Raw genomic sequence first — 26149 nt, 5'->3', positions numbered from 1 at the left:
AACTCATCACTTCTCACTAAAAAAATAAGTACAATGAATATTGTTAGGAAGATTAATAATGAATTAACAATCGCTGGACAAATTACACCAGAACAGTTACAACAAATAGCTGATCATGGTTACAAGTCTGTGCTTAACCTACGCTTCCCAGATGAAAATGGTTGGTGGAAAATTGAACAGGAGAAAACTGAGTTTTTAGGATTGTGCTATTCTAATCTCCCTTGCAAACTTAAAGAAATAGATTATCAATTTGCACTCCGGTTATTCCAGGTAATTAGTGAACTACCGAAACCAATACTTATACATTGTGATAATTCCATGCGTTCAGCAGCAATAGCATTATTATTTATCGCCAACCAACAGGGAATGGACTTTGAAAAATCATTACAAAAAACTATCAAATTTGGCATATTTTAGTTATAAGCTTGTGAATTCTAATTTAATTTATTGTAAATAAAACACAAACTATTTTCTCTATCATATAGCGATCCTATTTGATTTGTGAACATAAAGTGACTCAGATACCCGACTTCTTAGAGAAGTCGGGTATCTTTGTGTTCACAAATGTCAAGAATTTGTCCAACAAAATTATTTTTTGTGCTTAGTACTCAGCATTGAGTACTAAGCAGTTTTTTATCAGCAGATTCTCAAGAACCAGATTAATTAATTTTGCTTAAAACCTTAGATGAATCTCTGTGAATAGAGCTATTCATCGAGGATTTCATGTTTACTGCTAATTTCTGTTTTGTAGATGCAGGTGGATTCATAACTTGTCTGTTTTCTTTGATTAAACGACTGTAAGTTCTTTGGGGAATGTAGTGGAGTGGATTATAACCAATGAACCGCAAAATCAATACACAAGCCCAGGAATATCTACCCTCAGTTATAGCTTCGATAACTTGATTCAATTGTTCTGGTGTAATAGAACCAAGTAAATTGTTTGGAGAAGAAGAAAGTTGGTAATTCATGGGTAGCTTAGATATAATTTGCCTAATTGGAAGTTGATAAATTGATCCCACATTCTTAGAGTTGCCTAATAGCAGAAAATCTGTATTGAGGCAGTGCTGATGATTTCCAAGGTAGCTGTCTAACCAGCCTTAAACCTCAGAGTTGAAATTGAGTTCTATGGAATAAAATTGAAACCCATAGAATACATTTTCTAAATACGAATCAAGTAAAACTTTTTTACAACTAGCAAATTAACAAAAAACAAAAATTGAAATTTGTTTGTACCTGAGGTACATTAGCTAGCGCAATTCGGCAGGAGTCAGAAGGGATATTGCAGGTTTTTATCAGATGGATGAATCTTTTTTGAATGGCTAGTTATTTTCGCCATGCTGCACTAGTTAGTAGCTACAATTTAGCAAAGCCAGAAATTGTCTTTTAAATATCGACAGACATTCAAAATAGGAAACACAATACTATTAACTTCATGGTTGCTTTGTCTTGATTAGCTACCTTAAATAGATAAGTTGCAGTGCAGATTTTGCTGGAAGGCTAGACCGTAATCGTACAATGTCGATTTTTGAATGTAGTTATCATCTAGTGATTTTCAGAATTTTTGCTTGGGGATTTTTGAGGTTTGTTAGCAGACATTTAAGCGTTGATAACTCTTACTTTGCATATTACCCATTACCCTCATTAAAAGTCTAGGTAAGTTCTAATTACCTTAGCTTTTAATGTCAATTGTTTGACCCGAACACATTGAACACTAAGGATTCTATCATACATATTTAGCAGAATACTATTGTTTACTGAAAACTGTAGCCAAATTGGCATTTTCTTAATGAAATAAATAGGTTGAAAAAATATGTCAAAGCAAACAGATGAAGAAGTGACACATTAGAAGTTGACAAAATCACGCACTATAAATATTTAGCCATTTAATAAACTGACATATTAGAAATTGACAAAACTATGCACTATTAAATATTTTAGCCATTTAATAAAGTGACACATTAGAAGTTGACAAAATTATGTCCTATAAATATTTAGCCATTTAATAAAGTGACACATTAGAAGTTGACAAAATCATGTCTTATAAATATTTAGCCATTTAATAAAGTGACACATTAGAAGTTGACAAAGTCACGCACTATAAATAGTAAAAATTTCCCAACCTGGATATAGCATCGTCGTGATTAGTACTAATTGAATAGTTCCATCACTAGGAAATCCCCCCAAGGGTTCATACCAGAGCTAGAAGCGAGGATTTTTCTGAGAATTTACTATATGCAGTAGGGAATGTACCTCAAAAACCCGTGATCTATAACCACGGTAGTTGAGGAGATAAAGAGGTCGTGACCTAGCTAGATTTTGAGAATTAATTATGTATAAACTGATTCAATCTGTCTTAGACAGTGATGAAAAAACAGCACTGCGACAGTTAATATTTACCTTAACTGCTACAGGTAAGCGTTACCTTTTGAGAAATGAGATTCTGCTAGCGTTTGCTGACTACTGTCACCAATTCCAAAAGCCTGCTTATTTTTACCACTCTTCTTCTATTGGCAAACTCATAGAGTATACCCATGAAATAATTTTAGACGAGGAAAGTACTTGGTTTGTGATTCGTCCTCGGATTGCTAGCCAAGAGGTTTGGCGAATTAAAGAGGATTTGACTAGTTTTGAGATGATGACACCCCAGGCATTATTAGATGTGCGCGATCGCTTTCAGCGCGGCGTTCGCGAAGCGTCTCGGAGAGAAGCCCATCGCTTCCAGCGCGGCGTTCGCGAAGCGTCTCGGAGAGAAGCCCATCGCCTCATCAACGGCTACCAACCGCACATTCTAGAAATAGACCTCCATCCCTTTTACGAAAATTCCCCCACAATCAGCGATCCGAGAAACATTGGTCAAGGTCTAGCCTTCCTCAACCACTATCTGTGCAATCAATTGTTAACTGACCCCCAGTATTGGTTAGAAATATTGTTTCAAGCAATACATGGGTTGCGTCACGACGGCATTCGCCTACTGCTCAACAATCGCATTAAATCAGGTATCCAGCTAGCCCAACAAATTCACCAAGCGCTGAAATTCCTTAGCCAACGCCCCCCTAACGAACCCTACGAAAAATTTCGCTTTGACCTGCAACAACTCGGCTTAGAACCAGGTTGGGGTAACACTGTGGCACGAGTCAGCGAAACCCTTCAACTCCTGGACAGACTGATTGACAGCCCACAACCTGCCATACTTGAAGCCTTTGTGGCCCGCGTCCCCGTCATCTTTCGCGTCGTCCTCATTTCTATACATGGCTGGGTAGCTCAAGAGGATGTTTTAGGACGAGATGAAACACTCGGTCAAGTTATCTATGTCCTCGAACAAGCTCGCAGCTTAGAAAACAAACTGCGTGCAGACATTAAACTTGCGGGACTTGACTTATTAGGCATTCAACCCCAAGTCATTATTCTCACCCGATTAATTCCTAACTGCGAAGGGACATTTTGTAACCTACCCCTAGAAAAAGTCCAAGGTACAGAAAATGCTTGGATTTTGCGCGTTCCCTTTACTGGAGCTAATCCAGAAGTTACCAATAACTGGATTTCTAAATTTGAGGTTTGGCCATATCTAGAAAGATTTGCCATTGACGCCGAAGAACAACTACTAGCTCAATTTAAAGGCAAGCCTAATCTAATTGTGGGTAACTACAGCGACGGAAATTTAGTGGCATTTCTTCTGTCCCGTAGCCTGAAAGTCACTCAATGCAACATTGCCCACTCCCTAGAAAAGCCTAAATATCTTTTTAGCAGCCTATATTGGCAAGACTTAGAAGATCAATACCACTTCTCGGCTCAATTTACTGCCGATTTAATCAGCATGAATGCTGCTGATTTTATCATCACTTCCACTTACCAAGAAATTGTTGGCACACCTGACACTGTGGGACAGTATGAATCCTATAAGTGTTTTACCATGCCTCAGTTGTATCACGTCGTTGATGGGATTAATTTGTTTAGTCCTAAATTCAACGTAGTGCCACCAGGAGTAAGTGAGCATATCTTCTTCCCCTACAGCCAAACAGCAGACCGAGATTCCAACCTCAGTCAACGATTTCACGACTTACTTTTTAAAACAGAAAATCCTCAAATTCTTGGTTACTTAAATAACCCCAACAAAAGACCAATATTGGCTGTTTCTCCGATTAACGCTATCAAAAATCTTACAGGTTTGGCTGAATGCTTTGGTAAAAGTCAGGCATTGCAAGAGCGCTGTAATCTGATTCTTTTAACGAGTAAACTGCATCCATCTGAGGCCACAAATTCAGGAGAAGCAGAAGAAATTCAAAAACTCCATGACATTATTCATAATTATCACCTCTACGGAAATATCCGCTGGTTAGGGATGCGCCTCCCTAGCAGAGAAATGGGCGAAGCTTACCGAGTTGTTGCCGATTGTCGGGGAATTTTTATCCACTTTGCCCGCTTTGAATCTTTTGGTAGGAGTATTTTGGAAGCGATGATTTCTGGCTTGCCAACTTTTGCTACTCAATTTGGTGGCTCCTTAGAAATTATCGAAGATCGAGATAATGGATTTCACCTCAATCCAACGGATTTAGAAGGAACGGCGAAGAAACTTTTGGATTTTCTGGATAAATGCGATGCTCATCCTGAATACTGGCTGGAAATTTCAGAATGGATGATTCAGCGAATTCGTCACAAGTACAACTGGGAGTTACACACCAATCAGTTGTTATTGCTAGCGAAAATGTTTAGTTTCTGGAATTTTGTATGCCCAGAAAATAACGAAGCCAGGGATCGCTATATGGAAGTTTTATTTCATCTGATTTATAAACCTAGGTCAGAACAGGTTTTGATGGCACATCAAAATAAAAAACACAAAGTTCAAAAATAAATATTTTTTTGAATTTATTTGGAACTATGAAGATGGATATAACAGATCATTCTCGCTCTTTTAATTATACAGACTGGATATTAATCGAAAACCAGTTTGACCCAAGACAGTCACATTCTAGAGAAACTATTTTCACCATTGGTAATGGCTATTTGTCCACCAGGGGCAGCTTTGAGGAAGGCTATACTCGGTCATTACCAGCTACTTTGATCAACGGCGTCTATGATGAAGTGCCTGTGGTGTACACGGAACTGGCTAACTGTCCTGACTGGTTACCATTGGTCGTAACAATTAATAGTGAATCTCCTTTAGAGGCAGTGCGCGTTCGCGGAGCGTCTCGGAGAGAAGCCGAGCGGTTTCGTCTCGATTTGGGGGAAATATTACAGTATCAGCGACAGCTTGATTTGCGTCATGGCATTCTCAGCCGTTCCTTACGTTGGCGAAGCCCCAAGGGCCATATTATAGATATCTATTTTGAACGCTTTGCCAGTTTACAAGATGAGCATGTCTTAGGACAACGCTGCCAACTAACACCGATAAATTTTGATGGCTCAATTGAAGTTCAAGCCAGCATCAACGGCTATCCAGAAAATCAGGGTTTCAATCATTGGGAAGAAATAGACCAAGGTAAAACTGACCACGGGATATGGTTGCACAGCCGTACCCGCAACTCCCGGATTGATATTGGCATGGCTGCAAGGATGACAATATTAGGAACTGAGGCATCCTTGCAAGTCACCACTGTACCCGGTTATCCTACCTTGAGCGCTACCTTTAAGGTGCAATCGCATCCTGGGGGCCCTAGCCCATCCCCTCAAACAGTGACGGTGGAGAAGGTAGTCACAGTTTTTACCTCGCGGGATATTGAGTCTCCAGTCACAGCAGCCAGAGAAAAACTCGCCCAACTACCCGACTACACAACCCTACTCAATGGCCATAAACAAGCATGGGATGAGGTTTGGCAAAACAGCGATATCTTAATTGAGGGAGATAGTACAGCTGCTTTTGCTGTTCGCTACAATCTATTTCAACTGCTGATTGCTGCTCCTAGACACGATGATCAAGTGAGTATTCCCGCAAAAACTCTTTCGGGGTTTGGCTATCGCGGGCATATATTTTGGGATACAGAAATTTTTATCCTGCCATTTTTTATTTTTACCCAACCAGCCATAGCCCGCAATTTGCTCAATTACCGCTACAATACTTTAAATGGAGCTAGGCGCAAAGCTGCTCATTCTGGGTATCAAGGGGCGATGTTTGCCTGGGAAAGCGCTGATACGGGGGATGAGGTGACACCGCGGTGGTCACTCCCTAGCGATTTTTATGGTGAAGATGTGCGGATTTGGTGTCGCGATCGCGAAATTCACAACAATGCAAATATTGCCTACGCTGTTTGGTACTACTGGCAAGTAACTGGTGATGATCAGTGGATGAGAGACTGTGGCGCAGAAATGATTCTCGATACCGCTATTTTTTGGGGGAGTCGGGTTGAGTGTAATCCTGAATCTGGACAGTATGAGCTGCGTGGGGTGATAGGTGCGGATGAATATCACGAGTTTGTCCACAATAACGCCTTCACTAACCGGATGGTGCAATGGCATCTGCAAAAAGCACTTTTAATTGATGATTGGCTGCGCCATACTTTTCCCCAACGAGCTGCTGACTTAGAGGATAAACTGCAAATTACTTCAGAAATGCGAAGACACTGGCAAGATATTATCGCCAAAATTTTGCTTCTTTATGACCCCGCAACGTTATTAATTGAGCAGTTTGAGGGATTTTTTCAATTAGCAGATATCAACTTGGCAGATTATGAACCACGCGATCGCTCAATGCAAGTGATTCTGGGCATTGAGGGAGCCAATAAGCACCAGGTACTAAAGCAGCCAGATGTGTTGATGTTGCTTTATCTAATGCGAGAATCAGCAGAATTCCCCTACAATCTGCAAACATTATCGGTAAATTGGGACTACTACGCACCGCGCACAGATATTACCTATGGTTCCTCTTTAGGCCCGGCAATTCATGCCATCTTAGCCTCAGATTTGGGTAAAATGATCGAAGCATATCAACGGTTTATGCAAGCAGCAATGGTGGATCTCGAAGATCGCCGAGGTAACACCAATGAAGGGATTCACGGGGCTAGTGCTGGGGGTGTATGGCAGGCTGTAGTTTTGGGTTTTGGTGGTATCCAATTAACCGAAAATGGCCCCATAGCCAATCCCCATCTGCCTCTTGGCTGGACACGCCTCAAGTTTAAGCTACACTGGCGCGGTGCATGGCATGAGTTTGATTTGCGTCCCAACTTTGTCGATATTCGGGGCGTTATCTTTGATTTAGATGGGGTTTTAACAGATACAGCAGAGTTTCACTATCTAGCTTGGCAAAAGTTAGCAGATGAAGAGGGTATACCTTTTAGTCGAGAAGATAACGAAGCCTTGCGGGGTGTTTCTCGTCGGGCTTCATTGATGCGGATGATCGGGGAAAGGCAATATTCAGAAGCGCAAATTCAGGAAATGATGGAGCGCAAAAATCGTTACTATCTAGAGTCTATCCAAAACATCACACCAAAAGATTTGTTACCAGGTGCGATCGCTCTTTTAGATGATCTGCGGCAAAATAAAATTAAAATTGCTATCGGTTCAGCCAGCAAAAATGCCCATGAGGTGATTTCGCTTTTGGGGATTGGTGATCAGGTAGATGCGATCGCCGATGGTTATAGTGTACAGCTACCCAAACCAGCACCTGACCTATTTCTCTACGCCGCCAAACAGCTAGGACTCCCACCAAATCAATGTGTAGTCGTCGAAGATGCCGCCGCAGGTATTGAGGCGGCTTTAGCTGCTGGTATGTGGGCTGTAGGACTTGGCCCACCTGAGAGAGTAGGCGCTGCTCATGTTGTATTGCCTAGTTTAGCAGGCATTAAGTGGGCAGATATACAAGCCAAATTAAATCAAGTTGCCTCAGCAAAGGTGAGAAAAAATATCACTAAAATCAGTTGCAATCCAAATTCCTGAAGGTTGTAACCTTATTTTGGCGCAAATCCATTTTTTTATTTTCGCCTAAAAAAGGAGTTATCCCAAGAAAGAAAAATGATGGCGGCGGATGGACAGAGAAAACCCAGATACACCAAGTTGTTTCCAATCCAAAATCTAAAATCCAAAATCCAAAATGGTATTAGCCGGGGAATATGACAATTAATAATCAGGAAAAAATTATTGCTCTATGGACAGTTTTTTTATTCGGAATGCTGTTTCATACCCAACTAAGTTTAATGCCACTTTTCCACGGATTACCTGTGATTGAATCTCAAAGAGCCACATCACTCAGTGATATTTCGGGAATTATGTGGTTGATGTTAGGCTTTTTTGTCCTACCAATGTTGGCAATAATTGCTACTTGTTTCAGTCATTCCAAACCCTATCGAGTGATACATTTTGGACTGACTGTGTTTTATAGCGTCATGAATTTAATTCATCTGGTTATGGACTTGCTGCTCCCACAGGTTATTTGGTATCAAATTACCTTGATGGTGCTGTTATTTTTGATTGGCTTGTTATTAAACTTTGTCGCCTTTCAATGGATGCGACAACCATTCCGGGGTGGCAATTTGCAACAACCGCTAACATCATCCCACACTTAACTGCTACGACGCGGTTAACTGTTACCCTATTAACATGACCGTCACTCCTCTAGGAGACGCCGCGCGTTGGCGGAGCCTGCGCTTTGCACTTACGCTCCAATTAAAAATGAAAAATAGAGCCTACGGCACGCTCCGCTGTCTTCGTAGCTCCTGGAGGAAGAGGCACAAAATAAAAAAAGCATACAGAGCCAATGAATTCATTTATGGAAAAGAAGAAAAAATGTATTTACCAGACGCGCCGCACGAGAAATACGGCGTCCTGGCTTCAGAGCAACTAAATTTATTTATGGGGATGTTAATTTTGAATTTTGAATTTTGAATTTTGAATTTTTAACTCCCCATTCGCCTTTGGCGTCCCGTAGGGAAGGGCTTGAACGAACTCTCCAGGTTAAATTCAGGTTAATCCAGCATTTTTATTTATCCTGATGACAAAGCAAACTGTTTGCTTCTATGGTTGTTAACCTTTAAAATATAGACAACCTGTTAGCAAAAGTTGAGTTGTAATTTTCTCTCAGCTTCTGCTAAGAGCAGAAAATCAACGATTTTGCCGCTTTAGGTGGCAATTTATAGCATTAAGCCTGTGGAACTCTCTAATAAAACCGAATACGCACTTCTCGCCCTGTTAGAATTAGCTACCTGCTACTCTAAAGGAGAACATCTCCAAATACGAGAGATAGCGGTACTACAAAATATACCAAGTCGCTATTTAGAACAACTGCTGGCAACTTTAAGGCGTAAAGGTCTAATTAAGAGCATACGTGGCGCTAAAGGTGGCTATGTTCTAGCGCGGGAACCGGGAAAAATTACCCTACTAGAAGCTTTGAACTGTATGGAAGGTTTAGATCCAGTTGTATCGAGTTTCGATTACCATCACCAAACAGTAGAAGGTGAGGTGATTCAGGATGTTTGGCAAGAAGCACGTCAAGCGGCTAATGCCATTTTACAAAAATATACACTCCAAGACCTTTGTGAACGGCGAGCATCTAAAGAACGAAGAGAGCTGATGTACTATATTTAACACACAAAATTGGCAGCCGAGGGTGTGAGATCGCCCTTGGCGCGGCGTAGCCCATCGCCCTTGTAGGATGGTTGGGCAACAGCACCCCCATAGCGATCGCCACAACCCTAACTTGTTGCCTCAAACATTAACTAATCGTTCATTTGCCATTTTTTGGCTTGCTACCTCAATATCCTGGTAGACTTCTGCCGTTAGGGGCTTGTAGATTGATTCATACCAAGAATGACCAACCTTAGCATCAAATCCTTCTGGTTGACCGCGCATGAACATGTGCAAACACTTTGCAGACTTCCCAGGTAACAACTGCCAAGAGAAACAACTTTGTTTACCCTCGTGGGGGTGTGTCATTGATTCTATATGCAAATTTGTCGCCAAGCCGTAAGCCGCATAAGGGGGAGCAGTAGAACCCACAGCAACCCAATCAGGTACAGGGAATACTTGCTCAATATCTTGGGTTTTTCCCAGATTCATGTGAGTAAAATAGTGCAGCCCAAAGGGAAGATGAACTAATTCTGGCCCGTCTACAATCAAATCTTCTTTAGCCTTGGGCTTCCCTTTGACAAACAGTTCTTCAATCAGGTAGTCTGCACCAGCATACAAACTGATCACCCGATAGAGTTCGCATACTAAATGACGGTTATGACCTGTAACCGGATCTGCACCCATATAGTCAAACGGTTCTGAAGCAATGGTGATGGTGGCGCGTACAGGGCCACTAGATTGGGATATCAGCCGATAAGCATGATTAAACAGAGAAACTTGATAGTAAGGCGATTTAGGATGAGAAGGACCTGGTAGTTGCAGAGTACTCACTTGCATACAACGCTTCTCCGGGTCTTGGCCCAGCCATTCACCCTTTACCGAGCGGAAAGGATCGAGAATTTCTAAATGGTCAAGCTGCACACTTGTAGCTGAACCAGAAAACCAGTTCCGCCCATTGTCTTCAGGTGCAGGAATCAAATTAAACCAGACAATCAGACGTTTATTAACAAGTCTCACCCCACGCTCCCGCCCATCCGACCCGTAAACCACTTCTAGGTATGGCTCACCTAGCCCTTGAGGCATGGACTGACCTCGGTCTACTCTGATGAAACCTGAAGCTAGTACATCATCTTCTGAACTTGGGGGCATCAGCTTTGGTAGGGAAAAAACCAGAGTATCGCCGGCGGAATCATCAGGGTCAACCCGGTCAATTTGAGCAGGTATCGGTGTATGTGAAAGATCCCGCAGATCGCTTAACACCACTTCTTCTGGTGAGATTTGAAATTTTTGGGCAATCCCTTGCCAGGGTATAGAAATATGACCACCTCGCCAGTAATTCGAGGGATTGAAAACAGCTAATAAATTCAGGGATGACATAATTCTGCCCTCCTTTGTAGTTGTTATATGGCTGCTGATGACTCTATGTTTTAAATTAGGACAAAAACTTGAGGAACTTGTGAGGAAAGGCAGCATTTTGACAAAATTATGTTAATGTTGCATCCATTTTGGGCACTAGCAGGTTGATTTTTGATTGTTTAAACTGGGAATTGAGCGCCAAGAATCTGTTCACCGTAAGTCTTTACATGCTTGGTTGTTAGGAATATAGGACTTAACGGACAGAAAATAGCAAATATGGGGTATGGTTTGTGTCAATAAAAATCATGGTTTGTGCGTTAGGGAACGCACCCTAGAAGTAGGATTGCTGCCCACCATCAAAAAAGCCTAAAAAGAGGGTAAATTTCTATTCAATATTTATTATTGCCAGTGGCAGCACAGGCTTCAAAAGGGATGAGTAGGCGATCGCCCTAAACTAAGTGTTTATATTTAAGCAGCACCAGGATTGATTGTATCTTCTTTGACGACTTCATTGGCAGTCGCACTAACTGGTATATGGACAATATGCACTGAACAAGGAGCATGGTGCAAAACATAGTTACTTACGCTACCGAGAAATATTTCTGCTAGCCCAGTGCGTCCCCGACGCCCCATGACAATTAAGTCAGCACCCGAACTCCGGGCTATGTCACAAATAATCCGCCCAGGACTACCATAGCTTTGTCTAAATTCCGTATTGATACCTGCTGTGTTGGCTTGGGCGGCCCAAAATTGCAACATCTGCAAACTTTTTGTTTTAAACGCTTCCCAGTTCTGTTGATATAACTCGAAAGTTTGAGCAGTCAATCCTGGATAGTAGTCAAAATTAGACAATATAGGTAGATCAGGACTACCTTCTTCTTCGGGAGATAGGATATGCACTAATATTAAGCTAGCTGCTGTTACCTTTGCTAAAGCCAACCCTTGCTCAAAAATCTGCTGGCCCATTTCTGAGCGATCCAATGCAACGAGAATCTTGTTAAACATATAGACCTCCGTTTTTTTCTAATTGGTAATGGCAGGTTCTAGCTCCTAGACGCTTAATTAGTATAAAATATTACTTTTACATTAATTGGGCGTAGAACCCTAAAGTTTTCAATTAGTGTTTTGGCAAATCTGCTGGGTGACTCAGTTATAAACTTGTTGTATTTATCAGCTAATTATCGGAGAAAAAGTTGAGGAACTTGTGAGGATAGCCAAAAACAATTGACTCAATACCCTATACTTGTAATTAAGGCACAGACTAATTCCCAGTCAAAATACCCAGAGAGTATTTGCCTTTATAAGTATAAAAAAGTTGATCTGTCTGCATTGCCGATGATGACTCAGTTCGCTGCTAGCAACATATCGTGGGGGACTTCTCGCCGCGAAGAGTTGAATTTTATTAATTAAGATTAATCCTAGAAGATATCTTCAAAACTCACTATTGTAATTGAGAAATTTTTCAATTTCCGGTTTTTCCTCATAATCATTTGTTCAAACCATTACCCTCAAAAAAGCTTTTAATATGAAGATTTTAGTAGTAGAGGATGACGAGTTAAATGCTTATGCACTCACTGCCGTTCTCACTGACCAAAACTATGCTGTTGAAGTTGCCTCTGATGGAGATGCAGCTTGGGATTTAATTGAAACTTACAATTATGATTTAATACTGCTAGATGTGATGCTGCCGAAACTAGATGGCATTAGCCTGTGTCGGAAAATCCGGTCTAGTGGTCGGCAAGTACCAATTTTGTTATTAACAGGGTGCGATAGTAGTCACGAAAAAGCGATTGGGCTAGATGCTGGTGCCGATGACTATGTAGTTAAACCCTTTGAGCAAGAAGAGTTAGTAGCTCGTGTCAGGGCGCTATTGCGCCGGGGTGGGGTAACTTCTCAACCTATTCTGGAATGGAGCAGTTTACGGTTAGACCCTAGTAGTTGTGAAGCCACCTATGCCGATGATCTACTCTCCCTGACGCCAAAAGAGTATGCTCTATTAGAGCTATTTTTGCGAAACAGCCGCCGGGTGTTTAGCTGCGGCATGATTTTAGAGCATCTTTGGTCTTATGAAGACACACCGGGTGAAGAAGCCGTTCGCACCCATATTAAAGGGTTACGGCAGAAACTAAAATCTGTGGGAGCACCTGGTGATTTGATTGAAACAGTTTATGGGATTGGTTATCGCCTAAAGCCCCAGGAATTGGAGGGGGGAAAAAGCGCTCATTCCAAATTGCCAGAGACAAAACAACCAGAATCAGACTTATCTAAACAGCAGAAAACACTGGCAGCAATTGCGGGAATTTGGCAGCAATTTCGCGGACGGGTGGACGAACAGATGAGGGTGTTGGAGCAAGCTGCCGAAACTTGCAACTTTGAGTATTTCAATCCAGAATTGCGATCGTCAGCAGCCCAAGAGGCTCATAGCTTGGTGGGATCATTAGGCACTTTTGGCTTGACTTGGGCTTCAGAGCTAGCACGGAAAATTGAACTGCTGTTGAAATCTGGTAAAACCTTGAGTCCATCTGAGAGCAGCCACCTGCAAATTTGGGTCAAGCTAATGCGTCAAGAAATTGAGGGTAACGACGAGAAAGCGGTATTATCGCCGCCCACCGCCGATGAACCTCCCTTGGTGTTGGTGGTTGAGGGCGATGGTATTTTAGGGAGACAGTTGCCAACAGACCAAACTGATTTTACCAATCCCCTGGAAGTAACCCCCAAGCCAATGTTCACAGCCGAGGTGCTAGAAGCAGAGACACAAGTGCTGCAAAATGCCCCCCATGGGGAAGCAAAAATCTTGGTTGTAGACGATGATCCGCAAATTCTGGCATTGTTGCAAACCTTACTCAGTCCTTGGGGACTGAATGCGATCGCTCTCAATGACCCGCGGAAGTTCTGGGAAACCTTGGAAGCCGTGACCCCAGATATGCTGATTCTGGATGTAGAAATGCCTTATGTCAATGGGATTGAACTTTGCCAGGTGGTACGCAATGATCCGCGCTGGAGTGAGTTGCCGATTTTGTTTCTCACTGTTCATAATGATGCCGAGATTGTGAATCAGGTATTTAGCATTGGTGCTGATGACTTTGTCAGCAAGCCGATCATTGGCCCAGAACTAGTTACCCGCATCATCAACCGCTTGGAGCGAGTGAAACTGCTACGGCGCATGGCCCAAACCCCAAAAACTCCCGTAGCCGAAGTGGAAAATCCTTACCATAGGCTACACCCCAACAGAGGCTCTAGCCAACAGGCAGTGGCCACACTCAAGCAGACCGAGTCCAGCTATCAACAGTTAGTAGAACTCTGCCCGGAAGCAATTTTTATCCAAAGCGAAGACAAATTTGTCTTTTTAAACAGTGCCGCCATCAAGCTGCTTGGTGCAACACAAGCCGAAGAACTACTAGGCAAATCGGTACTTGACTTTGTACATCCCATCTCTCAAGCAGCGGTACAGGAGCGGATTACATACCTGAGAGAAGTCCAACAGCCAGTTTCATTATTGGAAGAAATGTGGATCAGGCTGGATAAAACGGTGATGGAACTAGAGGTAGTGGCAGCTCCCTTTGTTTACCAGTCTAAACCAGCGGTTCAAGTCGTTGCCCGCGACATTTCTCAACGCAAACAGATGGAGGCAGATATCCATAATGCTAAAAACGAACTGGAATTAAGAGTAGCAGAGCGCACTTGTGAGTTAATTAGCGTTAATCAAAAGTTGCAGTCAGAACTTGATGAGCGCCAGCGGGTACAGTCGGCATTGCGAATTTCTCGATCTCGGTTTGAAGGGATTTTAAGTATTGCCGATGATGCGATTATTTCTATTGATAGCAGTCAGTGCATCACTTTATTTAACAAAGGTGCAGAAAAAATTTTTGGCTACTCTGCCGAAGAAGTTATTGGACAAAACCTTGACTTACTGTTACCAGGGCGATTTTCCGCCGCCCATCGTCAACATATAGTTGATTTTGATAAATCCCCAAATCCGGCTCGCAGAATGGGGGAAAGGCGGGAGATATTTGGTCGCCGCAAAGATGGTACAGAATTTCCTGCTGAGGCTTCTATCTCTAAATTAGGATTAGAAAATGAATCTGTTTATACGGTAATTTTACGTGATATAACGGAACGCAGGCAAATTGAGCGGATGAAAGATGAGTTTGTCTCTGTGGTGAGTCATGAACTCCGCACGCCTCTAACTTCGATTCACGGCTCTTTGGGAATGTTAGCCAGTGGTTTGCTGCCCACAGACTCGGAGCAGGGAAAACGCTTGTTACAAATTGCCACTGATAGCACCGAGCGCTTAGTCCGCCTGATTAACGATATTTTAGACATTGAGCGGATTGAGTCGGGTGAGGTGAAAATGGAACGGGAATCCTGCAATCTACTTGACCTCATTGGGTCAGCGGTGAATGTCTTGCAGCCCCTCGCCGACAAAGCAGGAGTGACTCTATCAATTTCCAGTTTATCCCTTCAGCTATGGGCTGACCCAGATCGCATTGTCCAAACCCTGACTAACTTGCTAAGTAATGCCATTAAATTTTCGGCGTCTGGATCTACGGTTTGGCTGATAGCGGAACAACAAGGTAATGAAATTTTGTTATCTATCAAAGACACTGGACGTGGCATCCCAGCTGACAAACTCGATAGTATTTTTGCACGGTTTCAACAGGTTGATTCTTCAGATTCACGCAACCATGAAGGTACTGGTTTGGGCTTGGCAATTTCCAAGAGCATTGTCCAACAACATGAGGGACGTATTTGGGTGGAGAGTGCTTTGGGCAAGGGTAGTAATTTTTACTTTACAATACCTATTATAGAGCCTCCCGAAAGTGCTGAATTAGAAAACTCCGATATTCAGGACTTAGAGCGGATAACTCAGGACTCACCTCTGGTGTTAGTCTGTGATGATGATTTGGTAATTCGTACGGATTTACAAACTCTACTGCAACAAAGGGGATATCGGGTGGTCGCAGTTGCTACTGGTGAGGAAGCGATCGCTCAAGCAGTGGATCAAAATCCAGACGTAATTTTGCTAGATTTGCTCATGCCGGGGATGAATGGTTGGGAAACAATGGCAGTATTAAAAGAACGGGAAGAGACTAAAGACATACCGATTATGATTTGTAGTGTCTACAAACCTTGCCAAAAGAATCAACCTAGTGCAGACTTTGTGGATTGGTTGAGTAAGCCAGTTGAAGAGAGCTGCCTGTTACAGTCTCTCAGACAATTGATCGCTGAACCCTCAAAGCGAGTGCGAATTCTGATTGTCGAGGACGATGATGATTTAGCAGATTTGCTGGTTACTTTGTTTGAGAGACATGAGATTGAAACTTTCCTGGCCAAAACTGGAAGGGAGGCTATCCGTCTGAGTCAAAGAGTTAATCCCGATGTTCTGATTCTCGATCTGATTCTACCGGAGAGCGATGGGTTTACAGTAGTAGATTGGCTACAGCAGCACAATCAGCTTTGTAGTATCCCAGTATTCGTTTACTCAGCTAAGGATCTAGACGAGTCGGAACGCCAGCGACTTAAATTAGGACATACAGAATTTTTGACTAAAGGGCGAGTCACAATCCAACAATTTGAACAACGGGTGATGGATTTGCTGGGGCGAATTACTCAAAACCAACAAGGGGAAGGGGAATCATGACAGTAAAACGGATTCTAGTGGTTGATAACGAGCAGTATATTCAAGAAGTTGCCAAGATTTGCTTAGAAACTCTTGCAGGCTGGGAAGTATTAACGGCAAGTTCTGGCAAAGAGGGCATAATTCAAGCTGAGACTTACCAACCAGATGCAATTTTGCTGGATGTGATGATGCCAGATATGGATGGGCTGACCACCTTTGAGAAACTACAAGCAAATCCAGCTACGAAAGCGATTCCGGTGATTTTGTTAACTGCTAAAATTCAGGCTTCTGATCGTCAGCGCTATGCCCAAATGGGGATAAAGACTGCGATCGCCAAACCTTTCCAACCCCTAGAATTAGCTAGTCAAGTAGCTACTGTCCTTGGTTGGAGTTGGGAAAAATAATAATTATCACCGTCAAATTCCATCAGATTATTTATATGATGTCCGTTGAATTGGCCTAGGACTTACACATTGACAAAAAATGCTAAATATGTAGGCTGTTATTATTCATTGAAAATCTTAATCCATGCATTAGGGAACGCACGCTACGGGTAGGATGCGTAAAGAGACGCATCCGAACACCTTTAAAAAAGCCCAAAATTAGGATGAATTTCCAAAGGAAGTAAGTCCTAGTAAATATGAACATCAGTTTTATTGATTGAAAGTTCTATAGATTGTGCGCTAGGAAACGCACACTACAGGTAGGATGCATCAGTTTTAGGCGAATACAATTCGCTACTACACAAACAAAGTCCGCCTGCGCGGACTAATGAAACATCAAGGTTTTCAAACCCAGGTCGGTGGGTAAAGTAGGAGTGTAGCCAAGCCACTGCGTTGGGGAGGCAGCGCGGTGGACGGGAACGCCTGCATAAAGCGACTGCCTTCGGCTCCGCCGACTTGAAGCAAGTGGCGCGCGATTTTCAATCGCCCATTTAAGTAATAAATTAGACTTTTCAAACATCCTCTAAGTCCTATTTACGATTTTTTGTCAATTCATAAGTCCTAGAGACGTTACATATAACGTCTCTACAGTGACGAAAAAAGCGCATCTTCATAAAAAAAACGCTATGACAAGTAACAAACTACCGATGCAAAATTTTAATTTTCAATAAATTAATAGAGCTAGTTACAAGCCTCTTATTTAAAACCATGTAACTAGCAGATCCAAAATTATCTGGTTAGAATTAAGGTATAAGCCTATATTCTTCTACATGATCTCTATAAACAAACCAAGTTTGTAAAGGATCACTGCCCTCTTGAGGTTTAAGCTTGTCCTTAAAAGTCACTTTCCAGTGATCACCACCGTAATAACTAGAACTTTTAGAATCACTAGAACCACGATCAATAGATGAGACAAAAAATAGCGTACCTGCTTTAGCTACATAAGTGGGATCAGCCTTTTTGAGGTCTTTGACTTGTTGCGAGCTTTGCTTGAAAGTAGTAGTGCCAACATTATCTTTTATTTTCAAAATACTTGGCATTGATGCACCTCCTGTAATGATAATTCAAGACTTTGAAACTTCAGCTATTTACCAACTACGTTTGCAAAAATGATTAGAACTAATAGCAAAGTTAAATATATCATAACAAAGGGTAGCTTGGTAGCAATACATAAAATAATTTAACTCTAATACATTTATTTTTTAAAATATGCTTATAGGGTTCACCCAAAGATATATGCGCTCTGGGACAATTGATAAATTACCCCAAAGTGCATAAAGCCCAGCCTCATATAAAATTAGTACAAGCAAAAAATCTATCAGGCAGGTGTAGATAATTTGAGATTAAATATACTTAAAAGATGAGGCATTTAAAGCATATCAACATTTGATTTTAGGTTTTGAAGTCTTTTGATTTAGTTTAAAATTTTCAGCCATCTTTATTAGTTCCTTGTTTGAATTGTGGCGGTTAACCATTAACCGAGGAATTTTATAGTAGTTGGTTAAACAACTAGAATCTAGAATTTCATTATTATATAGATAGCTCGATAAATAATATTTAAAAACATAGGATTCTACTTGTTTATTGTAAGCCCCATAAGGATAAGCCAGATGAGATGCTACTCTTTGGTCTGGGTCTAAATCTTGGGTACATTTTCTCAGTTCAATCCTTGCTCGTAATAATTCATTAACTAGCTGGGGACGAGAAATTTCTGTTAAATTTTTATGATTTAAACCATGAGATTGAATATCAAAAAATTCCTTTTGCAATCCTTCTCTTAATTCCCGACATCCTAAGTGAGTTGAAGCAACACTCTTGTCACTAGCTAAAGTACCAGGATTGATAAATAAAACAACTTTTACTTTTTGCTTATATTTTTTTTCCAGCTTCGACAACAGAGGTAGTAAATTTGTGGATATTGTTTTATATCCATCATCAAAAGTAAGCATAATTGGCTTTTTGTAGCGATGTGTAGCAGGGATTTCTTTTGATTTTGTTAAATAGAAATCATACAAATCTTGCGTACTGAGAAACCAATAATCATGAACAATTAAATAGTTTAATAGTTTCTCTAAATCTTGTTGAGGGTAGTCCATATCTTCTTGTTGAGATGGCAAATTAGAATTTTTATGATTAGTAATTCCATGAAATCCAAAAATCGGGATTATTGGCTGAGTATCTCTTAAATTGATGATGCAAAGACCCATGATGAATACTAAAGCTAAACTAAGAGGAAAAGTTTTAGGCTTTTGTGAGTCAACGACGTTATGATCTTGGTTATCAGCCATTTTGCTAGTAGTTCCTCCGTTATGAATTTTGTGGGTTTGATTGAGAATAGTGTACTCTTTTATTCAAGTAATTGAGTTACCTTAAGTATGTTTACTTACTACCTAGGAGTAATTACTAAACTTGCATAAAACAATAACAGTCAACCTATAGAGTAAAGCAACTTACAGTAGTTTTCATTTATTTAGACCACAGTGTAGAGACTAAGCATGACTTGTCTCTACAGGGTTTTTAATTTTCAACTTGTAGTTCATTTACCTAAAAATACCTGTAAAACTAGCCATAATATTACTCTGGTTTTACCTAATGGCAAAATTTTGAATTCTTAATTTTTAATTTCTAATTAAAAAAATGTGTCCACGCAGTGTTGCTACCAGTCAATCAACTCCAGGTAAACAAACAATTACCTCTAAACTGTGGTTGTTGCTGGTGGGAGTCAACGAATATCAAGATAAACAACTCCCATCATTACGCTACTCAGCAGTAGATTGTCAGATATTAGCAGAAGCTTTAGTAGGTGCAACAAAGGAGCAATTTCCGCAAAGAGAAGTAAAGATTTATCATGATTTTGCTCAGGAATTATCACTGTTAGCAACGGTTAAGACAAATTTACAGCGAATAAGTGCTGCTGCTGCACCACTGGATACAATTCTCTTTTATTTTTCTGGACACGGAATGCTTCATCCCCAAAATGAGCAAGCATTTTTATGTTTAGCAGATACACAAAAAGATGATTTACCAAATACAGCTTTAGCTGTACAGGAATTGTTGCAGCTATTAGGTAATAGTAAGGCACAGAATCAGTTAGTATGGCTAGATGCTTGTCATAGTGGGGGAATGACACTGAGGGGGACGAATCCCACACCGCAATTAGTGGAATTATTACATCAACGTGCCACGAAAAGTAAAGGTTTTTATGCTTTACTTTCTTGCGATACAAATCAACAATCTTGGGAATTTCCGGAACTGGGTCATGGGGTATTTACTTATTATTTAATGCGGGGTTTACAAGGCGACGCCGCAGATGCTCAAGGGGCAATTTCTGCTGATGGACTTTATCGCTATGTTTATCACCAAACCTTGCAATATATAGATAAAACAAATCAACAGTTAAGATTAATTAATCAACAAAAAAGAGGTAAAGGAGATACTCATCTTTTTAGCGAATACCCGCTACAAACACCGAAGCGAATTGTCGAAGGAGTCGGAGAACTCATTTTAGGGGCAATTCCGGCAATTCCTGAATCCCGTCCTCCAAGAACAGCACTGGTAATAGAAGGAATTAGCGGTTCTCAGAAGACGCTAGATTTTAGTAAAGTTTTGGCTAGTGCTGCTGCTTTTGAGTTGGAGTATTTACCTCGTTCTGGAACCACAACGATTGAAGATATCCGTGCCGCAATTCAAGATTGCCTGGGTTCACTCAGTCAAAAACAGCGACAGAGACTTGAAGAACCAGTTACAGTTTTGTTATATCTGCGGGGACGCTTGGCTCAAACCCCCACTGGAGAAGCGGCTTTTGTTTTGTTAGAAGATATGTGGTTGGGTCGTTCTTGGTTAAAACAACAGTTAGGTCTTTCCCAAGTCGCGCAACAAATCATTATTTTAGATTGTCCTGTAGTTGATGTAGGGTTTACCGCATCTCTACAGGAATGGGTAGAAGATTTGCAACTTGGCTCTGAGACGGGACAATGTATTATTGCAGCTAACTCTGGCAAAGCTAATCCTGAACAGTTTGCTCAAGGGCTTATCGATACTTTGCAAGCTGCTACCAAACCCGCTGGCTTATCAGTAGCTGGCTGGATTACCCAATTGCAAGTATACCTGGCTGGTGCTTTCAATTTACACATTTGGCTATCAGGTACTCAGGGTGTGATGGAAATCATCCCTGCAACTACTGGTGGACGCAGCAATACAGCAGCATTGGATTTAAAAATTTGCCCTTATCGGGGGTTACGCGCTTTTGGTGAAGAAGATGCCCAATATTTTTACGGTAGAGAAACTTTAACTCAGCATTTAATTAGCCAAATAGCGCACAAATCATTTCTCGCTGTGGTGGGTGCTTCTGGTAGTGGTAAATCTTCTGTGGTACATGGGGGATTAATTGCTCAGTTGCGTCATGGTAAACAACTCCCTGGTAGCGATTCTTGGTGGATAAAAAGCTTGTGTCCGGGTACATGTCCTTTGGAAGCTTTAGCACGCAGACTTAGTGGGGAGGCGAGAGGGGAAAGCTTACAGCCACCGCCCCATCTTTTATTAGAGGGAATGCTATACCAGGGGGTGGAAGGCTTTGTCTACTGGGTGCGTAGCCGACAGGAACCAATGGTGGTTTTGGTAATTGACCAGTTTGAGGAATTATTCACTCTGGCGCCGAGTGAAGATAGACAGCGCTTTTTAGAGTTGGTGTTGGGGGCGGTAGAGTATGCGCCTGATAAGTTTAAATTGGTAATTACTTTACGGGCTGATTTTATCGCTGCTTGTCTGGAAGTTCCTGCAATGGCTAGGTGGTTGCAGCAGTCGAGTGTTTTGGTACCGCCAAATCTGGGTGATGATGACTATCGCCGTGTAATTGTTAACCCAGCGGAACAAGTGGGTTTAAAGGTAGAACCGGGACTGGTGGAAGTTTTGTTACAGGAGTTAAACCACTCGGCGGGAGATTTACCGCTGTTGGAATTTGTGCTTGAACAGTTGTGGGAGTTCCGTCAAGGGGGTGTGTTGACGCTGTTCGCTTATCAACAGCAGGTAGGTGGGATTAAAGGTGCGTTGGAACGGAAGGCCCAGGGGGTTTATGAGGGTTTAGATGGTCAGGCTCAAGATTGCACGCGCTGGATTTTTCTTTCACTAACGCAATTAGGGGAGGGTACGGAAGATACTCGGCGGCGGATTTTTAAGTCTGAGTTGGTTGTGCAAAGATATCCGGTTTTGTTGGTGGACAGAACTCTGCAAGCTTTAACTGCTGGAAAGTTGGTGGTGGTGGGGAGTGTGCAAGGTGAGGAAGTGTCTCTCATCGCTTCTTCTTCGGTGGTGACGATAGAAGTAGTTCATGAAATCCTTATCCGTTATTGGTCAACTTTGCGCTGGTGGTTGGAGGAAAATCGTAGTAGACTGCGATCGCAACGGCAAGTTGAGCAAGCAGCTGCTTTATGGAAACATCACGATGAACAAGCTGATTTTTTGCTGTCAGGTATTCGTCTAGGGGAAGCTGAAGAAATTTTTATTAAATATACAGATGAATTATCTCAAGATGTCCAACACTTTATTTTTGCTTGTTTAGAAGCTAGAGGGCGACAGCAATTTGAGCAAAAAAAGAGACTCAGACAAGCGCAACGGGCTGTTGCAGTTATTAGTATTTTGGGTATTGCTGCTAGTGCTTTCGGGGGTTTGGCTTACTTCCAAAAGCAATCGGCTCAACTGCGAGAAGTTGCGGCTTTGAATGCTTCTTCGGCTGCTTTGTTATTATCTAATCAGCAATTGGAAGCTTTAATTGCAAGTGTAAAAGCTGGGCGAGAACTTAAGCAGGTTTTTGCTCCACCAAAAAATATCGAATTTGCAACTACGGCGAGTTTTCAGCAAGCTGTTACTCAAACTCAAGAATTAAATCGGTTGCTAGGTCACAGTCAACAAGTTAATGCTATCAGTTTTAGTCCTGATGGTAAGTTTCTCGCTTCTGCTGGTGATGATAAAACGGTAAGGTTTTGGAGTTTAGATGGGCGATTAATTAGAAGTTTGACGGGATTTAAAAGCCGAGTTACATCTGTAGTTTTTAGTCCTAATGGGAGGTTTGTCGCTGTTAGTGCTGATAATATTATTAAAGTTTTTATTAATGATGTCGGATTGGGTAAGAAGTTTTTTTTAACTAACCGCCAAGAACGCCAAGAACGCCAAGAGAATAAAAGAGGAGGAAATTTTAAAATTAATAGTAGGTTAAGGAAGTCTTTTTCTGGACATTCTGATATTGTTACGGATATCAGTTTTAGTCCTGATGGTAAGGTGATTGCTTCTAGTAGTTTGGATAAGTCTGTAAGGTTATGGCGCGTTGATGGCGGTTTAATTAAAGTATGGAATGCTGATGATGGTTGGGTAAATACTGTTTGCTTTAGTCCTGATGGTAAGGTTATCGCTTCTGGTGGTGAAGATAATGTGGTGAAGCTTTGGCAGGTATCAAATGGTAAGTTAATTACAAGTCTGGTGGGACATAAGGGACGCATTACTCGTGTTAAATTTAGTCCTGATGGTAAATATATTGCTTCTGCTAGTGGTGATAAAACTATTAAGTTATGGAATTTTGATGGTAAGTTATTACAAAGTTTGGAATCTCACAATGAACAAGTTAATAGCATCAGTTTTAGTCCGGATGGTCAGATTTTAGCTTCTGCATCTGCTGATAATACTATTAAATTTTGGCGTTTAAATGGGAGTTTATTGGCTACTTTGAAAGGGCATGGTGAACAAGTTAGAGATGTCAGCTTTAGCCTAGATGGTAAGGTTATTGCTTCTGCTAGTGCTGATAAAACTATTAAATTTTGGCAGGTGCCGAATCATGAACCCCTAGTAGACAATGTTAATAGTACTGATTTCACTGGGGATGGTAAAATATTTACCTCTGCTGGTTGGGATGGAAATATCACTATTTGGCAAGGAGATAAGTTTACTAAGTTACAAAGTTTTAAAGGACATTCAGATATTATAAATGCTGTGGCTTTTAGCCCAAATGGAAAATTTTTGGCAACAGCTAGTGCTGATAAAACTATTAAAGTTTGGAATACTCAAAATTATCAGTTAATTAAAACATTTACAGGACATAATAACAGAGTTACAAGTATTAGTTTTAGTCCAGATAATCGGATTCTGGCTTCTGGTAGTGCTGACAAGACGATTAAGTTGTGGCAAATTGCAGATGGTAAGTTATTACAAACGCTGACGGGACATATTGATGAGGTGACAAGTGTCAGTTTTAGCCCAGATGGTAAAAGCCTCGCTTCTGCTAGTGCTGATAATACAGTCAAACTTTGGCAAAGAGATGGGAGGTTACTTCAGAATTTTACTGGACATGGTTTAGCGATCGCATCCGTAAAATTTAGCCCGGACGGTAAAACCCTTGCTTCCGCCAGTTGGGACAATTCTATCAAGCTTTGGCGCATCGCTGACGGTAGCTTAATCAATACTCTCACTGGACATAGCGACGGTGTAACCAGCCTGAGTTTTACTGCTGACGGCCAAATTCTCGCTTCTGGTAGCGCTGACAATACTATCAAACTGTGGAACACCGCAACCGGCACATTACTCAAAAGCCTTTTGGGACATCCGCATCAAGTTAACAGCGTTATTTTTAGTCCCAATGGTAAATTGTTGCTGAGTGGTGGTAAAGATGCTGGGGTGATGCTGTGGGATTTAGATTTAGATGACTTGATGCAGCAAGGGTGTGCGAGATTAGCAGACTACCTCCAGAATAATCCAAACGTGAAAGAAGATGAGCGTCATATTTGCAAAAAATCATAGAATAGCCACATAGTTACTTTCCACAGTCCTGCTGTTTTTTCTGGCTAAATATTTCTGACATTCTTCTGCATCAAAAAACCAAGGAAACAGACTGGGTGGATGATTAAATCCTTGGAAATAATCTCTAGCTATTTCTGGATTTTCAGCCATAGCCGCCAAAATATTTTGTAAAAAAGGAGTTGGTGTTAACAAACAATCTGCTAAAGCATTGGCGTACTGCGCATATTCCCAGAACTCGGCGAAAACCGCTTGCATCCATGACTCATCAAACTTGAGGTTACCATGCTCAATCATCCGTTGCGTAACCAAATGAGCCATTTTGAGGGCATTATTTCCCCCTTGTGCGGCAATGGGATCATGTAAAATCACCGTATCAGCGATACCCATGACAGTTGCACCTGATGGCAAATGAGCGATCGCATGACGTACAGTAGGTGTAATTGCACCACAAAGCCAGTCTTTATCATCAGTCAATTCCATATTCTCTACAATTTCATAATTCCACGGCGTCAACTCCTGAATAACTTGTTTACTCAGTTCCAATAATTCCTGGCCACTTTGCACCCCCAAAAACCTATCCATTACCCCACCAGGATAAGCTTCAAAACCAACAGCGAAAGCGGGTTTTTTATCCTTGTGGTAAAACGGAAACAGCATTATCTCACCAACACCAAATATATTAGTTACCTTAAATGCAGAAAAATCTTCCTTTAATCCCGTAAAAATACCCCCTGCTATATGCCGCTTTGGCTTGTCATGATCAGACTTTTGCACATCTTGCTCAAACAAACTTGAGAGGGAACCTTTACCAACAGATACCAGCACCAAATCATAATTCGGCGCACATTGATCAAGTTCTAAAGGCGTCATTTTTTGGATAACCAATTCACCGCCCCTGCAAACAAACTCCTGCATCCATCTAGAAAATTTGAGGCGTTGATCAACAGCTTGCCAAGGCTTTTCTAGAATGTTAGACATAACTAAAATCAAATTTCCATCTGCATCAGATATGTTACTGTGAATTTCTTCACAACTTGGAGAATCATCATCCCAGAAATTCAGTCCTAAGTTACGTTCTAGTTCCAATGCATCTGGCATTAACATTGTCGTCGATATCGGTTTACTAGCCAAAATAGCTTCTGGCGTGTATTCAGAAAACAGGGTTACCCTATAGCCTGCTTCTAACAAACTAATGCCTAAATAAAGACCTGCTTGACCTGCGCCAATTATCCCAATTCGTCGCATATTCCATCCTCCTTGAATTATCAATAGTAGGACGAGGTTCTTGTTGACTTATTTTCCTATAGACCCATTCGCAAAAAATCTTACTTAAGTAATATGGTAAGGGCTGAATTAAAATTATTACTCTGTCAAACTAAAGGCTGAGACTACCAGAATAAAACCGACTTTAGCCGAATAATTATTTTGAGGATTAATTAAGTTATCTGGAGTAAAT

General features: G+C 41.3%; 14 protein-coding genes. 8 read left to right on the top strand and 6 right to left on the bottom strand.

The genetic code is table 11. The features are described 5' to 3' along the window. The first annotated feature begins 33 nt into the window (after positions 1–33). A complete protein-coding gene (locus H6G32_RS11725; protein WP_190458312.1) occupies positions 34–417 on the top strand; it encodes a beta-lactamase hydrolase domain-containing protein in 384 nt (127 codons plus the stop codon). 242 nt (positions 418–659) lie between these two features. Here the strand turns inward: H6G32_RS11725 and H6G32_RS11720 are convergent, their stop codons facing one another. After that, the gene (locus H6G32_RS11720) at positions 660–968 is read right to left on the bottom strand and encodes a HetP family heterocyst commitment protein (protein WP_190458310.1); all 309 of its coding nucleotides are present in this window, start codon (positions 966–968) and stop codon (positions 660–662) included. 1361 nt (positions 969–2329) lie between these two features. Between H6G32_RS11720 and H6G32_RS11715 the strand changes: the two genes are divergently transcribed. The 4 genes from H6G32_RS11715 to H6G32_RS11700 all read left to right on the top strand — a co-directional run bounded on the left by H6G32_RS11715 (position 2330) and on the right by H6G32_RS11700 (position 9510). Continuing rightward, entirely contained in the window at positions 2330–4849 is a 2520-nt protein-coding gene (locus tag H6G32_RS11715; RefSeq protein WP_190458308.1) for a sucrose synthase, read from the top strand. A 32-nt stretch (positions 4850–4881) separates the two neighbouring features. Then, the gene (gene pgmB, locus H6G32_RS11710) at positions 4882–7866 is read left to right on the top strand and encodes a beta-phosphoglucomutase (protein ID WP_190458306.1); all 2985 of its coding nucleotides are present in this window, start codon (positions 4882–4884) and stop codon (positions 7864–7866) included. 173 nt (positions 7867–8039) lie between these two features. Next, positions 8040–8492, top strand: a complete 453-nt coding sequence (locus tag H6G32_RS11705) for a hypothetical protein (RefSeq protein ID WP_190458304.1) — start codon at positions 8040–8042, stop codon at positions 8490–8492. Between the two features lie 580 nt (positions 8493–9072). Beyond that, positions 9073–9510: an RrF2 family transcriptional regulator gene (locus H6G32_RS11700; protein WP_190458334.1), complete on the top strand. Its 438-nt coding sequence runs from the start codon at positions 9073–9075 to the stop codon at positions 9508–9510. A 120-nt stretch (positions 9511–9630) separates the two neighbouring features. On the opposite strand, the gene H6G32_RS11695 is transcribed toward H6G32_RS11700, so the two are convergent. Beyond that, positions 9631–10869: a hypothetical protein gene (locus H6G32_RS11695; protein WP_190458302.1), complete on the bottom strand. Its 1239-nt coding sequence runs from the start codon at positions 10867–10869 to the stop codon at positions 9631–9633. 447 nt (positions 10870–11316) lie between these two features. After that, positions 11317–11853 carry a universal stress protein gene (locus H6G32_RS11690; RefSeq protein ID WP_190458301.1) on the bottom strand — a complete coding sequence of 179 codons (537 nt, stop codon included), beginning with the start codon at positions 11851–11853 and terminating at the stop codon, positions 11317–11319. A 520-nt stretch (positions 11854–12373) separates the two neighbouring features. Between H6G32_RS11690 and H6G32_RS11685 the strand changes: the two genes are divergently transcribed. Both H6G32_RS11685 and H6G32_RS11680 read left to right on the top strand, forming a co-directional pair. After that, positions 12374–16489 (top strand): response regulator, encoded by a 4116-nt coding sequence (locus H6G32_RS11685; protein ID WP_190458299.1) that lies wholly within the window; start codon positions 12374–12376, stop codon positions 16487–16489. Beyond that, a complete protein-coding gene (locus H6G32_RS11680) occupies positions 16486–16872 on the top strand; it encodes a response regulator (protein ID WP_190458297.1) in 387 nt (128 codons plus the stop codon). The genes H6G32_RS11685 and H6G32_RS11680 overlap by 4 nt, the downstream gene beginning before the upstream one ends. A gap of 782 nt (positions 16873–17654) precedes the next feature. Here the strand turns inward: H6G32_RS11680 and H6G32_RS11675 are convergent. Both H6G32_RS11675 and H6G32_RS11670 read right to left on the bottom strand, forming a co-directional pair. Beyond that, positions 17655–17951, bottom strand: a complete 297-nt coding sequence (locus H6G32_RS11675; protein WP_190458295.1) for a hypothetical protein — start codon at positions 17949–17951, stop codon at positions 17655–17657. 339 nt (positions 17952–18290) lie between these two features. Continuing rightward, a complete protein-coding gene (locus H6G32_RS11670) occupies positions 18291–19199 on the bottom strand; it encodes a polysaccharide deacetylase family protein (RefSeq protein ID WP_190458292.1) in 909 nt (302 codons plus the stop codon). Positions 19200–19548: 349 nt separating this feature from the next. Between H6G32_RS11670 and H6G32_RS11665 the strand changes: the two genes are divergently transcribed. Continuing rightward, positions 19549–24693, top strand: a complete 5145-nt coding sequence (locus H6G32_RS11665) for an nSTAND1 domain-containing NTPase (protein ID WP_190458290.1) — start codon at positions 19549–19551, stop codon at positions 24691–24693. On the opposite strand, the gene H6G32_RS11660 is transcribed toward H6G32_RS11665, so the two are convergent. Next, positions 24688–25938 carry a styrene monooxygenase/indole monooxygenase family protein gene (locus H6G32_RS11660; protein WP_190458287.1) on the bottom strand — a complete coding sequence of 417 codons (1251 nt, stop codon included), beginning with the start codon at positions 25936–25938 and terminating at the stop codon, positions 24688–24690. The two genes, H6G32_RS11665 and H6G32_RS11660, sit on opposite strands and share 6 nt — an antisense overlap. Positions 25939–26149 lie beyond the last annotated feature (211 nt).

Source organism: Cylindrospermum sp. FACHB-282, assembly GCF_014697195.1.
GTDB lineage: Bacteria > Cyanobacteriota > Cyanobacteriia > Cyanobacteriales > Nostocaceae > Cylindrospermum.
The sequence above is the reverse complement of the archived record's forward strand: the minus strand, read 5'-3'. Positions and strand labels throughout refer to the sequence as shown.

Excerpts from the sequence above, each read along its gene's own strand:
- H6G32_RS11725 (WP_190458312.1), top strand. The coding sequence starts at position 34 with ATGAATATTGTTAGGAAGATTAATAATGAATTAACAATCGCTGGACAA.
- H6G32_RS11720 (WP_190458310.1), bottom strand. The coding sequence starts at position 968 with ATGAATTACCAACTTTCTTCTTCTCCAAACAATTTACTTGGTTCTATT.
- H6G32_RS11715 (WP_190458308.1), top strand. The coding sequence starts at position 2,330 with ATGTATAAACTGATTCAATCTGTCTTAGACAGTGATGAAAAAACAGCA.
- pgmB (WP_190458306.1), top strand. The coding sequence starts at position 4,882 with ATGGATATAACAGATCATTCTCGCTCTTTTAATTATACAGACTGGATA.
- H6G32_RS11705 (WP_190458304.1), top strand. The coding sequence starts at position 8,040 with ATGACAATTAATAATCAGGAAAAAATTATTGCTCTATGGACAGTTTTT.
- H6G32_RS11695 (WP_190458302.1), bottom strand. The coding sequence starts at position 10,869 with ATGTCATCCCTGAATTTATTAGCTGTTTTCAATCCCTCGAATTACTGG.
- H6G32_RS11690 (WP_190458301.1), bottom strand. The coding sequence starts at position 11,853 with ATGTTTAACAAGATTCTCGTTGCATTGGATCGCTCAGAAATGGGCCAG.
- H6G32_RS11685 (WP_190458299.1), top strand. The coding sequence starts at position 12,374 with ATGAAGATTTTAGTAGTAGAGGATGACGAGTTAAATGCTTATGCACTC.
- H6G32_RS11680 (WP_190458297.1), top strand. The coding sequence starts at position 16,486 with ATGACAGTAAAACGGATTCTAGTGGTTGATAACGAGCAGTATATTCAA.
- H6G32_RS11675 (WP_190458295.1), bottom strand. The coding sequence starts at position 17,951 with ATGCCAAGTATTTTGAAAATAAAAGATAATGTTGGCACTACTACTTTC.
- H6G32_RS11670 (WP_190458292.1), bottom strand. The coding sequence starts at position 19,199 with ATGGCTGATAACCAAGATCATAACGTCGTTGACTCACAAAAGCCTAAA.
- H6G32_RS11665 (WP_190458290.1), top strand. The coding sequence starts at position 19,549 with ATGTGTCCACGCAGTGTTGCTACCAGTCAATCAACTCCAGGTAAACAA.
- H6G32_RS11660 (WP_190458287.1), bottom strand. The coding sequence starts at position 25,938 with ATGCGACGAATTGGGATAATTGGCGCAGGTCAAGCAGGTCTTTATTTA.